General features: G+C 61.0%; 13 protein-coding genes. 8 read left to right on the forward strand and 5 right to left on the reverse strand.

Features of this window, described 5'->3' with window-relative positions; translation table 11 throughout:
* Positions 1–24 precede the first annotated feature (24 nt).
* Positions 25–1239: a phosphoserine phosphatase SerB gene (gene serB / locus HU759_RS03430; protein ID WP_017138476.1), complete on the forward strand. Its 1215-nt coding sequence runs from the start codon at positions 25–27 to the stop codon at positions 1237–1239.
* A 141-nt stretch (positions 1240–1380) separates the two neighbouring features.
* Here serB and asd read toward each other — a convergent pair whose 3' ends face one another.
* Genes asd through HU759_RS03445 form a run of 3 tightly spaced genes read right to left on the reverse strand, consistent with a single transcriptional unit; the run spans position 1381 to position 4665 of the window.
* Positions 1381–2241 carry an archaetidylserine decarboxylase gene (asd, locus tag HU759_RS03435; RefSeq protein WP_186617910.1) on the reverse strand — a complete coding sequence of 287 codons (861 nt, stop codon included), beginning with the start codon at positions 2239–2241 and terminating at the stop codon, positions 1381–1383.
* A 15-nt stretch (positions 2242–2256) separates the two neighbouring features.
* The gene (gene rhdA / locus HU759_RS03440) at positions 2257–3072 is read right to left on the reverse strand and encodes a thiosulfate sulfurtransferase (RefSeq protein ID WP_138453340.1); all 816 of its coding nucleotides are present in this window, start codon (positions 3070–3072) and stop codon (positions 2257–2259) included.
* Between the two features lie 57 nt (positions 3073–3129).
* On the reverse strand, positions 3130–4665 hold the full coding sequence (locus tag HU759_RS03445; protein ID WP_186617908.1) for an HDOD domain-containing protein: 1536 nt from the start codon (positions 4663–4665) through the stop codon (positions 3130–3132).
* Between the two features lie 166 nt (positions 4666–4831).
* Here HU759_RS03445 and motA point away from each other — a divergent pair, with 166 nt between their 5' ends.
* Both motA and motB read left to right on the forward strand, forming a co-directional pair.
* Positions 4832–5683: a flagellar motor stator protein MotA gene (motA, locus tag HU759_RS03450; RefSeq protein ID WP_017138472.1), complete on the forward strand. Its 852-nt coding sequence runs from the start codon at positions 4832–4834 to the stop codon at positions 5681–5683.
* Positions 5684–5686: 3 nt separating this feature from the next.
* Positions 5687–6712, forward strand: coding sequence for a flagellar motor protein MotB (motB, locus tag HU759_RS03455; protein ID WP_017138471.1), 1026 nt, complete (start codon positions 5687–5689; stop codon positions 6710–6712).
* A 455-nt stretch (positions 6713–7167) separates the two neighbouring features.
* Here motB and rsgA read toward each other — a convergent pair whose 3' ends face one another.
* A complete protein-coding gene (gene rsgA, locus HU759_RS03460; RefSeq protein WP_003171340.1) occupies positions 7168–8199 on the reverse strand; it encodes a small ribosomal subunit biogenesis GTPase RsgA in 1032 nt (343 codons plus the stop codon).
* A gap of 107 nt (positions 8200–8306) precedes the next feature.
* Between rsgA and orn the strand changes: the two genes are divergently transcribed.
* Complete coding sequence (gene orn, locus HU759_RS03465; protein ID WP_056860533.1) at positions 8307–8849, forward strand: oligoribonuclease; 543 nt, start codon at positions 8307–8309, stop codon at positions 8847–8849.
* Between the two features lie 415 nt (positions 8850–9264).
* Positions 9265–9882, forward strand: coding sequence for a trimeric intracellular cation channel family protein (locus HU759_RS03470; protein ID WP_170039141.1), 618 nt, complete (start codon positions 9265–9267; stop codon positions 9880–9882).
* Here the strand turns inward: HU759_RS03470 and queG are convergent.
* The gene (gene queG, locus HU759_RS03475; RefSeq protein WP_017138468.1) at positions 9879–10943 is read right to left on the reverse strand and encodes a tRNA epoxyqueuosine(34) reductase QueG; all 1065 of its coding nucleotides are present in this window, start codon (positions 10941–10943) and stop codon (positions 9879–9881) included. The two genes, HU759_RS03470 and queG, sit on opposite strands and share 4 nt — an antisense overlap.
* Before the next feature lie 63 nt (positions 10944–11006).
* Between queG and HU759_RS03480 the strand changes: the two genes are divergently transcribed.
* Genes HU759_RS03480 through HU759_RS03490 form a run of 3 tightly spaced genes read left to right on the forward strand, consistent with a single transcriptional unit; the run spans position 11007 to position 13764 of the window.
* Positions 11007–11867, forward strand: coding sequence for an NAD(P)H-hydrate dehydratase (locus HU759_RS03480; RefSeq protein ID WP_186617906.1), 861 nt, complete (start codon positions 11007–11009; stop codon positions 11865–11867).
* Positions 11855–12325 (forward strand): tRNA (adenosine(37)-N6)-threonylcarbamoyltransferase complex ATPase subunit type 1 TsaE, encoded by a 471-nt coding sequence (tsaE, locus tag HU759_RS03485; RefSeq protein ID WP_017138466.1) that lies wholly within the window; start codon positions 11855–11857, stop codon positions 12323–12325. Before HU759_RS03480 ends, tsaE begins: the two co-directional genes overlap by 13 nt.
* A 17-nt stretch (positions 12326–12342) precedes the next feature.
* The gene (locus HU759_RS03490; protein WP_017138465.1) at positions 12343–13764 is read left to right on the forward strand and encodes an N-acetylmuramoyl-L-alanine amidase; all 1422 of its coding nucleotides are present in this window, start codon (positions 12343–12345) and stop codon (positions 13762–13764) included.
* Positions 13765–13775: the final 11 nt, after the last annotated feature.

Raw genomic sequence — 13775 nt, forward strand, 5'->3', positions numbered from 1 at the left:
TTTTTTCCAGCCTGGGGGTGCGCTTTGCGCGAAATTGTCCTGATAAACATCACCGGCGAAGACCGCCCGGGTCTCACCGCAGCCATTACCGGTGTTCTGGCCCAGGGTGGTGTGAACATTCTCGACATCGGCCAAGCGGTGATCCACGACACGCTGTCGTTCGGCATCCTGGTGGAAATCCCCAGCACCGAGCAGGCCTCGTCGGTGCTCAAAGACATCCTGTTTACGGCGTATAAGCTTGATCAGCAGGTGCGTTTCACCCCGGTTTCCGAAGCCGATTACCAGCATTGGGTCGAAGGCCAGGGTAAAAAGCGCCACATCGTGACCCTGCTGACCCGCAAAGTAACCGCCGAACAATTGCAGCGGGTCAGCTCGATCACCGCTCAATATGGTTTGAATATCGACCACATCGACCGTCTGTCGGGTCGTATGCCATTGGACACGCCGGCGGACAAAGGCAAGGGCTGCATCGAGTTCTCCGTGCGCGGCGAGCCGGCCGACCCGCAAGCCCTGCGCGCCGAGTTCCTCAGCGTGGCCCAGGAACTGAATGTCGACATCGCCTTCCAGGAAGATTCGCTGTTCCGCCGTAACCGCCGCCTGGCGGTGTTCGATATGGATTCCACGCTGATCGAAGCCGAAGTCATCGACGAGCTGGCCAAGGCCGCCGGTGTGGGCGAGCAGGTGTCCGAAATCACCGAGCGCGCCATGGCCGGTGAGCTGGATTTTCGCGCCAGCTTCAAGGAGCGCCTGGCACTGCTCAAGGGCTTGGACGTAAGCGTGTTGGATTCGATCGGTGCTTCGCTGCGCCTGACCGAAGGCGCCGAAACCTTGTTTGCCGAACTCAAGCGCCTGGGCTACAAGACTGCAATTCTCTCGGGCGGTTTCACCTACTTCGCCAAGCAATTGCAGGCCAAGCTGGGCATTGACTATGTATTTGCCAACGAGCTGGAAGTGGTGGATGGCAAAGTGACCGGCGTGGCGGTCGAGCCGATTGTCGACGCACAGCGCAAGGCGGACTTGCTGAAGGAATTGGCCCACAAGGAAGGTTTGCGTCTGGAGCAGACCATTGCGGTCGGCGACGGCGCCAATGACTTGCCGATGCTGGCGATTGCCGGGTTGGGTGTGGCGTTCCGTGCCAAGCCGCTGGTCAAGCAATCGGCCAAGCAGGCGATTTCGACGCTGGGGCTGGATGGTGTGTTGTATCTGTTGGGCTTTCGCGATCGCGACGGGCAGCTGTAACCCGATCTAACTGCAAGATTGCAGTAACTGTGGGAGCCGGGCTTGCCCGCGATAGCGGTAGTTCAGTCATTGAAGTATTGACTGATACGCCGCTATCGCGGGCAAGCCCGGCTCCCACATTTGATTTGCATCAGCTTCAAATCAGGCTTTCGGCAGTGCGATACCCTGGCCCATCTGCACCGGCGTACCCGCCACCAACCCCTCTGCCCACTTCACCTGATCCGGCCCGAACAGCACGATGGCGGTCGAACCCAGCTTGAAGCGGCCCAGTTCAGCACCTTTCTCCAAGTGAATCGGCGCGCGTGCGGCTTCGTCGTAGCGGAAGGTTTTCAGCTCGCGTTTCGGCGGCGTGACCAGCCCGGCCCATACGGTTTCAATCGACGCCACAATCATCGCGCCCACCAACACCACAGCCATCGGGCCGCGTTCGGTGTCGAACAGGCAGACAACACGCTCGTTGCGCGCAAACAGTTCCGGCACGTTTTCGGCGGTGGTCTGGTTGACCGAGAAAATCCGGCCCGGCACGTAGACCATCTCACGCAGCGTACCGGCCAAAGGCATGTGTACGCGGTGGTAATCCTTCGGTGACAGGTAAATAGTGGCGAAATCACCGCCCATGAACGGTGCAGCCAACGCCGCATCACCACCGAGCAATTCCAGCACGCTAAAGCTATGGCCTTTGGCCTGGAACACACGACCGTGTTCAATCGGGCCAAGCTGGCTGACCGCGCCGTCGGCTGGGCTCAGCACCGCGCCTGGAGTTTCATCCAGCGGGCGGGCGCCGTCTTTCAGGGCGCGGGTAAAGAAGGCATTGAAGTGCTCGTAGGCGGTGAGGTCTTCGACCAGCGCCTGGGACATGTCCACTTGATAGCGCTTGGCGAACCACGCCGTGAAGGCATTCTTGAACCAGCGCACGCGGCACTCGGCAATGCAGCCGGCCAGGCGCGACAGCAAGTGGTGCGGCAGCAAGTACTGGCTGAGGATAAACAACTGCTTTTTCATAACTGTCCTTAAACCTTAAATCTCGACGGGGGTGTCGGGGTGGTTGCCCCATTCGCCCCAGGAACCGGCATAACCTTTGACTCGCGGATAACCGAGCGCCTTGGCCACCAGGTAGGTGAAGCCAGAGCGGTGGTGAGTCTGGCAGTGGGTGATGATTTCTTTGTCGCGGGTCAGCCCGAGGTCTTCGAGGATCTGCGGCATGTCGCGGCGGATACGCAGGTTGCGCGCCTTGTCCATGCCGGCAGTCCATTCGAAGTTGACGGCGCCGGGGATGTGACCACCCTTGGCGGCGAGCACTTTCTCGCCGGAATATTCCAGCGGGCCGCGTGCGTCCCAGATGCCCAGGTCGGCGGCGCCGAGACGGCTTTGCAGGTATTCGCGGGTGGCGGTGGGGCCGTCGTGCAGCGTAAGGCTGACCGGGCCGCCAACCGGGGCGGGCACTTCGGTGGATACCGGGTGTTTTTCGTCCAGCCAGGCCAGCAGGCCGCCATCCAGGTAGTGGTACTTCTGGTGGCCGATCACGTCGAGCATCCAGATAAACCGCCCGGCCCAGCCGCCACCTTCGTCGTCATAGACGACGTAAGTGGCGTCCGGGGTGTGGCCCAGTTCGCCGAACAGCTTTTCCAGGTCGGCCTTGTGCGGCAGCAAGCCGGGTGCTGGCGGCTGGCCCAGTTGGGTGCGCTTGGGGTCAACGAAATGCGCGCCGGGGATATGCCCTTCGGCGTAGCGGGCGGCACTGGTGAGGTCCACCAGAATCAAGTGTTCGGCATCCAGGCGACCAAGCAGGTCGCTGGACTCGATCACCAGCGGCAAGCCAGAGAAGTCAGGCATGTGAGGTCTCCTGGGCACAAATGTTGGTGATAAAAGAGGGCGATTGTAGCGCAAGCATCAGGCGCTGCGGTTGGTAAAGCTGTGCAGCGCTTTCTCGATGCATTGAGCGGTTTTGCCAAAAGCCTGCACGGTGGTTTCCGAGAACGGCCCGCCGCCCTGGTCGGCGACCATCAGCATCACCACGCGGCCATTGCAGCTCAGAGATCGTAGCAACAGGTGTTCACCGGTAAACCAGCGGCGCAGGATCGGCGGCAGCAGCGCAGAAAATTGCGCGTGATTGTCTGGCGTGAGGCGCACCTGGGCGGACTTTTCCAGCAAGCGTTGCAGCAGTGTGCTGTTGACGACGTCGAGGCTCAGGTTGGCAGCGTCCTTGGGCAAGCCATCGGCCTGATGCACACGCAAGGTACTCAGGGCGCGGTCGGCCATAAAGAGCAGCACCCGCTGCATGCCACTGGCGACCAAGGCTTCCTTGGCGCAGGTGGTCAAGTGCATGGCGTTGGCAAAGCGGCTCGGTTCGACCAGCAACTCGGTGCAGCGCTTGCGCCACACGGCCAGTGCTTCGGCAGTGGGCGGCGGTGCGGGCAGCAGGCCGCGATGGACCTTCTGCACATGCCACGGCCAGATCAGCGACAGCGCCGGGTGCCAGAGGTCCGGCATCAAGGTGGTGCGCGCGCTGGTGACCGCTTGTTGGTGAACCTGCTGCTGCACGTCACACAGCGGCGCTTGCAGGTACAGCGCGGTAAGGTATTGCCAGCGCTCGGTGTGCGGGCAGGTCCAGGATTCCTGGGCCGACATCGCCAGGCCGTTGGCCAGCAGCATGGTGTTGGCGGGTTGGTTCAACCAGCGCCGCAGGTTGGGTTCGGCATCGAGCAGTTGCTGCTGGCGCAGCGCGTCATCTTCGCGGGCGATGTGCAGCGCCTTGACCAGCAAGCGCTGCTCGGTCAGCAGCAGGTTGTAGCCCTGGGACACCCAGATCGGCAGGTGCCAGGCTTCGGTCAGGCCAAGGCACAAGTCGAGCAGGCGTACACCGAACAGTTCCTGCTCGACCTTGTGCGCCGACTGGCCTTTGTGGATGACCCGCAGTTCCCATTCTTCCAGGAGTTTTGGGTAGGCCACGGCCAGCGGCCACAGCGGCGACAGAAACAGCAGGCTGCCCCAATGGATGTCTTGCCACAGCCGCGCCAGGCGGCTGGCGAACAAACCGTTGGCTTGCTGTGAGGCGTGCTGGCTTATCAGCAGCAGTTGGCGCAAAGCCACCGGGATGTCTTTTTCCGGCACCGAGGGCAGGCGCGCGAGCAATTCTTCGGCGCGTTTGAGACCCAGGCGGTTCAGCGCCACTTCGAGGTTTTCCGCCGGCCCCGACAGGCTGCCGTGCGCCTGGCTGTTGGCCTCGCGCATCACACTGAGCACCAGTGCCGGGCTGTTTTGCATCAGATCGGCAATATCTCGCAATGAACTGCGGCTGTCGCGGATGGCCTTGCACACGCGTTCGTGACTAGCCTGAGGAACAGGCAGCAGCACATCGTCCAGGCGCTTGATCCAAGCGGCGAGGGTGGTGGGTTTTGTATTTGGAACTGTCGTTTCGTTTGCCATGATTGGGGCGCGATCATCACTTGCGTTCTACACGCCCGGAACGGGCCGAATTGGCTTTTCGCCTTAACGGGCTATAGTCTGGCGCAGTTTTGCCGATAAGTAGAACAAGAGTTTTCTGCAGCACCCACTATGTCCATGAACCCGACGGCGCAAGTACCAATCTCCTATGGCTAAAATTATCGGCATCATCGTCGTCATCGCAAGTGTGCTCGGTGGGTACGTCCTGTCCCACGGTAAAATTGCCGCGCTGATCCAGCCCTTCGAAGTGCTGATCATCGGCGGCGCCGCGTTTGGTGCTTTCCTGCAGGCCAACCCCGGCTACATGACCATGCACGTGATCAAAAAGTCGCTGGGCATGTTCAGCTCACGCTTCTCTCACACGTTCTATCTTGAAGTGCTGGGGCTGATCTACGAGATCCTCAACAAGAGCCGCCGCGAAGGCATGATGGCCATCGAAGGCGACATCGAAGACGCTGCCGCCAGCCCGATTTTCGCCAAGTACCCGGCCGTGCTCAAAGATGAGCGCATGACCGCCTACATCTGTGACTACCTGCGCATCATGTCCTCCGGCAACATGGCCCCGCACGAGCTCGAAGGGCTGTTCGACATGGAGCTGTTCAGCCTGAAGGAAGAGCTGGAACATCCTTCCCACGCCGTGACCGGCGTCGCCGACGGCATGCCCGGTTTTGGTATCGTTGCGGCGGTACTCGGCATTGTGGTGACCATGGCATCCCTGGGTGAGGGCGACCAGAAGGCTATCGGCATGCACGTGGGCGCGGCCCTCGTCGGTACCTTCTTCGGTATCCTCGCGGCCTACGGTTTCTTCGGCCCACTGGCCACGTCCCTGGCCCACGATGCCAAGGAAGAAGTGAATTTGTACGAAGCGATCAAGGCCTGCCTGGTGGCTTCGGCGTCCGGCATGCCGCCATCGCTGGCGGTGGAGTTCGGGCGCAAGGTGCTGTACCCGAAACATCGCCCAAGTTTTGCCGAGCTGGAACAAGCGGTTCGCGGTCGCTAAGTCATGGAAAACAACCAGCCGATAATCATCAAGCGCGTCAAGCGCTTCGCTGCGGGGCACCATGGCGGCGCCTGGAAAATCGCCTTCGCCGACTTTGCCACGGCGATGATGGCGTTCTTCCTGGTGCTGTGGCTGATGTCGACCGCCACGCCCGAGCAGAAGATCGCCATTGCCGGTTACTTCAAAGACCCGATTGGTTTTTCGGAAAGCGGCACGCCCTTCGTGATCGACCTGGGCGGCTCACCGCAACTGGCGCCTGAGCGCACCATCAACCCCGAGGTCAAGACCGAGTCGCCGCAGGAAAACATCCCGATCGAGCGCGACACCGTCGAGAGCATGGCCGAGCAGGTCGAGAAAGAGCGCCTGGAGTTGTTGCTGCAGGAACTGCAGACCAAGGTCGAAGAAAACCCGCAGCTGCTGAAGTTCAAGGATCAGATTTCCTTCGAGATCACCCCCGAAGGCTTGCGCATCCAGATCACCGATGCGGCCAATCGGCCGATGTTCGACTCCGGCAGTGCGCGCTTGAAGCCGTACTTCGAAGATATCCTGCTGGCCATGGCCGACACCATCAAGGCGGTGCCGAACAAGATCAGCATCAGCGGTCATACCGACGCCAAGCCCTATGCGGGCCAAGGCGACTTCGGCAACTGGGAGCTTTCGGCCAACCGCGCCAATGCCGCCCGTCGTGCGCTGGTGGCGGGCAGCTATCCCGACCCGCAAGTGGCGCGCGTGGTGGGGTTTGCGTCCTCGCAGTTGTTTGACCCTAAAGACCCGTTCAACCCGATCAACCGCCGTATCGATATCGTGGTGCTGACTAAAAAAGCCCAGCGTGCGATTGAAGGTGATCAGCCGCCACCTGCGGCGCCGACCCAGGGCGAAGGCGCTCCGGGTGAAGTGCCGGCAGATCCGAATGCTATTCCGCCAGGGCAGGAGCCGCTGCCGGCCCATGAGCTGCGGCAGAAGCTGAACCTGTTTGATGACGGCGGGGTGAAAGACCCTACGGCGCCTGCGCCAACGCCGGGTTCGTAAGCGGTCTTTGTTGGTTGTAAATGAAAACGCCCCGACTATGTCGGGGCGTTTTCATTTGTGTTCAGAGAGGAAGGTAGGCTTTGACGCCGCTGATGACACCTCGCATGTCCTCCACGCACAGGCGCGGCACGAAGTACTCCCGGCCCTTGGAGCGAGTCTTTCTGTGCAGTTGTTAATGCCCCACAAAAAGCAAAGCCGCCCGAAGGCGGCTTCATTCGACGCGCAGTGGAGCTTGCTTCGCCCCTTCTGCGCCGCTGGATCAACCCCGAAAAGGATCCAGACTCCTGCCAGCTTTCGCTGGTGACGGAGCAATTATGCGCATCGAGAAATCCGAATACAAGCTGGCTTGTGCGTATGAGCCACCCAGTTGGTCCGGATTCTTGATGCCTGCTCCTATTAAATCAATGGACTAGGGGCTTCAGTACACTGGTTTATGTGTATCAAGAAGTGGATCGTTAGTAGCTGCTCTCCGGCAAGCTCGCAATAATCGACCGATAGCTGTTCATTCGCTGCTGCTGCACGCGCCCATCTTCCAGGGCCTTGAGCAACGCACAGCCCGGCTCGCGGTCGTGTTTGCAGTCGCGGAAGCGGCAGGTGCCGATCAGGTCGTTGAACTCGATGAAGCCCGCTTCCACATCGCTGCGGCTGACGTGGCCGAGGCCGAATTCACGGATGCCTGGGGAGTCGATCAACTCACCGCCGCCGGGGAAGTGGAACAACCGCGCGGTGGTGGTGGTGTGGGTACCCTGGCCGGACAGTTCCGACAGCGGGCCGACACGGGTGTCGACTTCCGGCAGCAGGCTGTTGACCAGCGATGACTTGCCCACGCCAGACTGGCCGACGAACACACTGATGCGCCCGTCCAACTGCTGTTGCAGTTGTTCCATGCCATTGCCGTGATGCGCCGACACTTCCAGCACCGGGTAACCCAGGGTGCGGTAGACCGCCAGCAACGCATTGAGCGCCGGGGCGTTCTGTTCGTCGATCAGGTCGAATTTGTTCAGCAGCAGCAGCGGGCGAATGCCGGCGTGCTCGGCTGCGACCAGGTAGCGGTCGATCAAATTGGCATGCGGCTCGGGCAGCGGTGCGAACACGATCACGATCATGTCGACGTTGGCCGCCACCGGCTTGAGCTGGCCACGGCTGTCGGGGCGGCGCAGTTCGGTGGTGCGCGGCAACTGGGCGACGATCACGCCGATGCCCTGGTTGCCGGCACGCCACACGACCTTGTCGCCGGTGACCAGCGCAGGCAGGTTGGCGCGCAAGTGGCAGCGCGACACCGAACCTGCGAGTTCGCCTTCGAGCGCCTCGACTTCGACCTGCACGCCGAAGTGCGCGATCACCAGGCCCGTTTGTTCAGGGCCCAGGTCGCCGCCCTCGAGCGCTTCCACGGCGGAGGATTCACGTTTGGCGGCGCGAGCGGCGCGTTCGCCTTGAATCTTTTCGATGCGCCAGTTTTGGCGGCGATTGAGCTGGCGTTTGGCCATTGGTGTTCCGTGTCGATAATGCAAAGGTTGGGTAAAACGGTCGCGAGTCTAGCACGCCCCCGCCTGCTAAACTGCGCAGCTAAGCCAAGGGCCAAGAGAATCAAGCCATGCAAAACCCACAGAACCTGATTTGGATCGATCTGGAAATGACCGGTCTGAACCCCGACACCGACGTCATCATCGAGATGGCGACCATTGTCACCGACAGCAACCTCAACACCTTGGCCGAAGGTCCGGTGATCGCTATCCACCACAGCGACGCCGTACTGGCCACCATGGACGAGTGGAACACCCGCACCCACGGCAACTCCGGCCTGACCCAGCGCGTGCGCGACAGCCGCATCAGCATGCGCGACGCCGAAGCTGAAACCATCGCTTTCCTGGAGAAGTGGGTGCCCAAGGGCAAGTCGCCGATCTGCGGCAACAGCATCTGCCAGGATCGTCGCTTCCTTTATACGCACATGAAGGGGCTGGAAAGCTACTTCCACTATCGCAACCTGGACGTGTCCACGCTCAAAGAGCTGGCGGCGCGCTGGGCGCCGGAGGTCAAGGACAGCTTCCATAAGGGCAGCACGCATTTGGCGCTGGATGACATTCGCGAGTCGATCGCCGAGCTGCAGCATTACCGCAAGCATTTCATCAAGGCTTGAATCTGTGGCGCCTGCTCTGGCCCCATTGCAGCATTGGTGTCTACGCAGCCGGTTGAAACAAAGTCTGTGGTAAGTGGGCTGTTGTGGCGAGCAGGCTTGCCCTGCGTTGGGCTGCGAAGCAGCCCCAAATCCAGACGCTGAGTTCTTTCAGGAAAATTGCAGTGTCTTTACTGGGGCCGCTTCGCAGGACAACGCAGGGCAAGCCTGCTCGCCACAGGGAAATCTGGATGCCTTCAAGTTGTGTAGATACCAGGCCCCATCGCAGGCAAGCCAGCTCCCACTCTTTGACTTGTGAACACATTCAAATGTGGGAGCTGGCTTGCCTGCGATGCTGTCGACACGGTCTTTCGCCATGCGCCCCCTTTTGGTGCCATCACCCAATGATTAGAATGCGCGCCTATTCGCAAGGATCGCCATCATGCTGTTGATGCTCTACCTCGTCGCCATCACCGCCGAAGCCATGACCGGCGCGCTGTCTGCCGGGCGCCGTGGCATGGACTGGTTTGGCGTGGTGCTGATCGCCTGCGTCACCGCGCTGGGCGGCGGTTCGGTGCGCGATGTACTGTTGGGGCATTACCCGCTGACGTGGGTCAAACACCCGGAATACCTGGTGCTGACCTCGATCGCCGCGCTGGTGACGATCTTTATTGCACCGCTGATGCGCCGTCTGCGCTCGCTGTTCCTGGCGCTGGACGCCTTGGGCCTGGTGGCGTTTACCCTGATCGGCTGCATGACTGCTTTGGAAATGGGTCACGGCATGCTGGTGGCTTCAGTCAGCGGCGTGATCACGGGCGTATTCGGCGGCATCCTGCGCGATATCTTCTGTAACGACATCCCGCTGATCTTTCGCCGTGAGCTGTACGCCAGCGTGTCGTTTCTCGCCGCCTGGTTCTACATGCTGTGCCTGTATCTGCAACTGCCCAGCGAGCAGGCGATTCTGCTGACTTTGTTCAGCGGCTTTTTATTGCGGCTGCTGGCGATACGTTTTCACTGGGAAATGCCCAAGTTCGTCTACAACGACGACGTGCACTAGCGCGTAGCGTGCTGGTTCAGCGCCCATTCCACATGTTCGCGCACCAGTTCGGACGGATAATCGCGACGTGCTTTCAAGGCTTCGAGTACCGGAATGCTTGACGGCGCGTTGCCCAGGCCCACTGCCAGGTTGCGCAGCCAGCGCTCATACCCGGCACGACGCAGGGGCGAGCCTTCTGTGTTGCTGAGGAATTTATCCTCGTCCCACATAAACAATTCGGCCAGTTCTGCGTTATCCAGATTGTGCCGTGGCTTGAAATCGCTTTCGGCCGTGGATCGGGCGAAACGATTCCACGGGCAAACGATCTGACAGTCATCGCAGCCGAACACTCGATTGCCGATCAGTGGGCGCAGGTCCTCGGGGATCGCACTCTTGAGCTCGATGGTCAGGTAGGAAATGCAGCGCCGCGCGTCGAGCACATAAGGGCCGACGAAGGCATTGGTGGGGCAGATATCCAGGCATGCGGTGCAGCGGCCGCAATGCTCGGTGACGTGAGGCGCGTCCACGGGCAACGGCAAATCGACAAACAGTTCGCTTAAAAAGAAATAGCTGCCGGCCTTGCGATTGAGTACCAGGGTGTTTTTGCCGATCCAGCCGAGGCCAGCTTGTTCGGCAATGGCTTTTTCCAAAACGGGCGCGCTGTCGACAAAGGCGCGAAAGCCGAACGGGCCGATCTGTGCCTGGATACGGTCGGCCAGTTGTTGCACGCGCTTGCGGATCAGCTTGTGGTAATCGCGGCCCAAGGCGTAACGGGAGATGTAGGCTTTTTCTGGCTTGGCCAGCAACTGCGCCATTTGCGTGTCGCCTGGCAGATAATCCATGCGCAGCGAAACTACACGCAGCGTGCCCGGCACCAGTTCATCGGGGTGCGAGCGTTTGCTGCCATGGGCGCCCATGTATTCCATCTCGCCGTGGTAGCCCGCGTCGAGCCAGCGTTGCAGGTGCTGCTCATGCTCGGCCAGGTCCAGGCCGCTGATGCCGACTTGTTGAAAGCCCAGCTCGCGGCCCCAGTCTTTGATCGATTGGGCGAGGGCGGGCAGATCGGAAGTAATTGCAGGCATGAGACACGGGAAACCACAGGTTAGATGCGTATAATTCTGCCAGACATCGGAGCTTGAAGACGCATGCCGCAGACAAAACACACAATTACCGACGTACAGCCGCTGTTGCACGGCCATTTGCCGCAACTGGCTGCACGTTCCCCGGACGCCCATAAAGGCCAGTTCGGTCACCTGCTGGTCATCGGCGGCGACCATGGCTTTGGCGGTGCCGGGCTGCTCAGCGCCGAAAGCGCCTTGCGCAGTGGCGCAGGCATGGTTTCGTTGGCGACTCGCCCGGAACACGTGCCAGCCGCACTCACACGCTTGCCGGAGGTGATGACCGTCGGCGTCAGTTCGGCCAATCAGTTGATGGGGCTGCTGGAAAAAATCTCGGTGATTGTTATCGGCCCCGGCCTGGGCGCAGCGTCCTGGGGCAAAAGCCTGTTGTCGGTTGCCGCCAACGCCCAGCAGCCGCAAGTTTGGGATGCTGACGCCTTGAACCAGTTGGCCGCAGGCGGTGTAAGCCTGCCGGCCAGCAGCGTGATCACGCCGCATCCCGGCGAGGCGGCGCGGTTGATGGGCATCACGACAGCCGCGGTTCAGGCCGATCGCCTTAACGTGGCGCGCGCGTTAAGCCAGAAATTCAATGCAGTGGCTATCCTCAAGGGTGCTGGCAGTTTGATTGCCAGCCCGGACGGCCGTGTTTCGCGCTGTGACCAAGGTCACCCGGCGATGGCGACGGCCGGTTTGGGTGATGTGCTGAGCGGCTTGGTGGGTGCATTGCTGGCCCAGGGCATGCCCGCCTATGAGGCAAGTTGCCTGGCTGTGTGGTTGCACGCCACGGCGGGGGATCGCCAAGGCACTTATGGTCGCGGCCTGGCCGCCAGCGACCTGATACCTGCCATTCGTCAATTGCTGGAGGAGCAGTCGCCGTGCCTGAAGTAAGCCTTTTTCTGGCTGATGAAGACGCCATGGTTGCGTTGGGTCAGCGTATTGCACAGGTTACGGCCGGCGCAGGACTGATATTCCTTGAAGGGGACCTGGGCGCGGGCAAAACCACGCTGTCGCGAGGGATAATTCGTGGGTTGGGCCACACGGGCGCGGTAAAAAGCCCGACGTTCACCTTGGTCGAACCCTACGAGATCGGTGCAGTTCGCGCCTTCCATTTCGACCTGTATCGGCTGGTCGACCCTGAAGAACTGGAGTACATGGGTATCCGTGATTACTTCGATGAAGACGCACTGTGCTTGATCGAGTGGCCAGATAAAGGCACAGGCTTTTTGCCAAAGCCGGACCTGACCATTACCATTACGCCGCATGAGCATGGACGTCAGCTGAAGTTGTTGCCCCAGAGTGCGCGCGGCCAGTCTTGGTGCGCGGCCCTGGCATTGGAATTCAAATAAAATTGGTGGGGTTAGGTATGCGCTTTCGCGCGATGGTTGCTGTCGTAGGGGTGTTGCTTGCGGCAATGACTTTCAATGCTCTGGCTGCTTCACAGGTGAAAAGTGTTCGCCTGTGGCGAGCGCCGGATAACACGCGACTGGTGTTCGACCTGTCTGGCCCGGTCCAGCACAGCGTCTTTACCCTGACGGCGCCCGATCGCCTGGTGATCGACATCAACGGCGCCACCCTCGGCGCGCCGCTGAAAGTCTCAACCGCCAATACCCCGATCACCGCGATGCGCTCGGCCCAGCGCACGCCGACGGACCTGCGTGTGGTCATCGACCTGAAAAAGGCCGTGACCCCGAAAAGCTTTGTGCTGGCGCCTAATGCCCAATACGGCAATCGGTTGGTGGTCGACCTGTTCGACAACGCCGCCGACGCTGCACCGCCGCCTGCGCCAACCCCAAGCGTTGCGACTGTTCCGGCCGTGCCGGTCAACCCGTCGCAGCCGCAGGTCAAGTTGCCGCCGCCACCACCTGCGCCTGCGGGCAAGCGCGACATTATTGTGGTGATCGACGCCGGCCACGGCGGGGAAGACCCGGGCGCCTCCGGCTCGCGCGGCCAGCATGAAAAAGATGTGGTACTGGCCATCGCCCGTGAACTGCAGCGCCAGGTTAATGGCATGAAAGGCTATCGCGCCGAGCTGACCCGTACCGGCGACTACTTCATCCCGCTGCGTGGCCGTACCGAAATCGCCCGCAAGAAGGGTGCAGACCTGTTTGTGTCGATCCATGCCGACGCCGCGCCATCAACCGCTGCCTTCGGTGCCTCGGTATTTGCCTTGTCGGATCGTGGCGCCACGTCCGAGACCGCACGCTGGCTGGCCGACAGTGAAAACCGTTCCGACCTGATCGGCGGGGCCGGCAACGTGTCCCTCGACGACAAGGACAAAATGCTCGCCGGTGTACTGCTCGACCTGTCGATGACCGCTTCGCTGACGTCCAGCTTGAACGTCGGCCAAAAAGTCCTCAGCAATATTGGCCGCGTGACGTCCCTGCACAAACAGCGCGTGGAGCAGGCTGGGTTTATGGTGTTGAAGTCGCCGGATATCCCGTCGATCCTGGTGGAAACCGGGTTTATCTCCAACTCCAACGAAGCCTCGAAGCTGGCCAGCGCCAATCACCAGCAGGCGCTGGCGCGTTCGATCAGCGCGGGTATTCGCCAGTTCTTCCAGCAGAACCCGCCGCCGGGTACCTACATTGCCTGGCTGCGTGATTCCGGCAAAATCGCCCAAGGCCCGCGTGACCATCGCGTGCAACCCGGCGACACGCTGGCCATGCTGGCCGTGCGTTTCCAGGTATCTGCCGCGACCTTGCGCAGCGCCAACAACCTGAAGACCGATGAATTGAAAGTCGGTCAGGTGTTGACCATCCCTGGCACTGAATTGGCGGCGCAGTAATGAGCGACTCC

It is taken from the genome of Pseudomonas sp. OE 28.3, from assembly GCF_014268205.2.
GTDB lineage: Bacteria > Pseudomonadota > Gammaproteobacteria > Pseudomonadales > Pseudomonadaceae > Aquipseudomonas > Aquipseudomonas edaphica.

Bases quoted from the DNA above. Each gene is read 5' to 3' on its own strand.
- asd (WP_186617910.1), bottom strand. From the start codon at position 2,241: ATGAAAAAGCAGTTGTTTATCCTCAGCCAGTACTTGCTGCCGCACCAC.
- rhdA (WP_138453340.1), bottom strand. From the start codon at position 3,072: ATGCCTGACTTCTCTGGCTTGCCGCTGGTGATCGAGTCCAGCGACCTG.
- HU759_RS03445 (WP_186617908.1), bottom strand. From the start codon at position 4,665: ATGGCAAACGAAACGACAGTTCCAAATACAAAACCCACCACCCTCGCC.
- motA (WP_017138472.1), top strand. From the start codon at position 4,832: ATGGCTAAAATTATCGGCATCATCGTCGTCATCGCAAGTGTGCTCGGT.
- motB (WP_017138471.1), top strand. From the start codon at position 5,687: ATGGAAAACAACCAGCCGATAATCATCAAGCGCGTCAAGCGCTTCGCT.
- rsgA (WP_003171340.1), bottom strand. From the start codon at position 8,199: ATGGCCAAACGCCAGCTCAATCGCCGCCAAAACTGGCGCATCGAAAAG.
- orn (WP_056860533.1), top strand. From the start codon at position 8,307: ATGCAAAACCCACAGAACCTGATTTGGATCGATCTGGAAATGACCGGT.
- queG (WP_017138468.1), bottom strand. From the start codon at position 10,943: ATGCCTGCAATTACTTCCGATCTGCCCGCCCTCGCCCAATCGATCAAA.
- HU759_RS03480 (WP_186617906.1), top strand. From the start codon at position 11,007: ATGCCGCAGACAAAACACACAATTACCGACGTACAGCCGCTGTTGCAC.
- HU759_RS03490 (WP_017138465.1), top strand. From the start codon at position 12,343: ATGCGCTTTCGCGCGATGGTTGCTGTCGTAGGGGTGTTGCTTGCGGCA.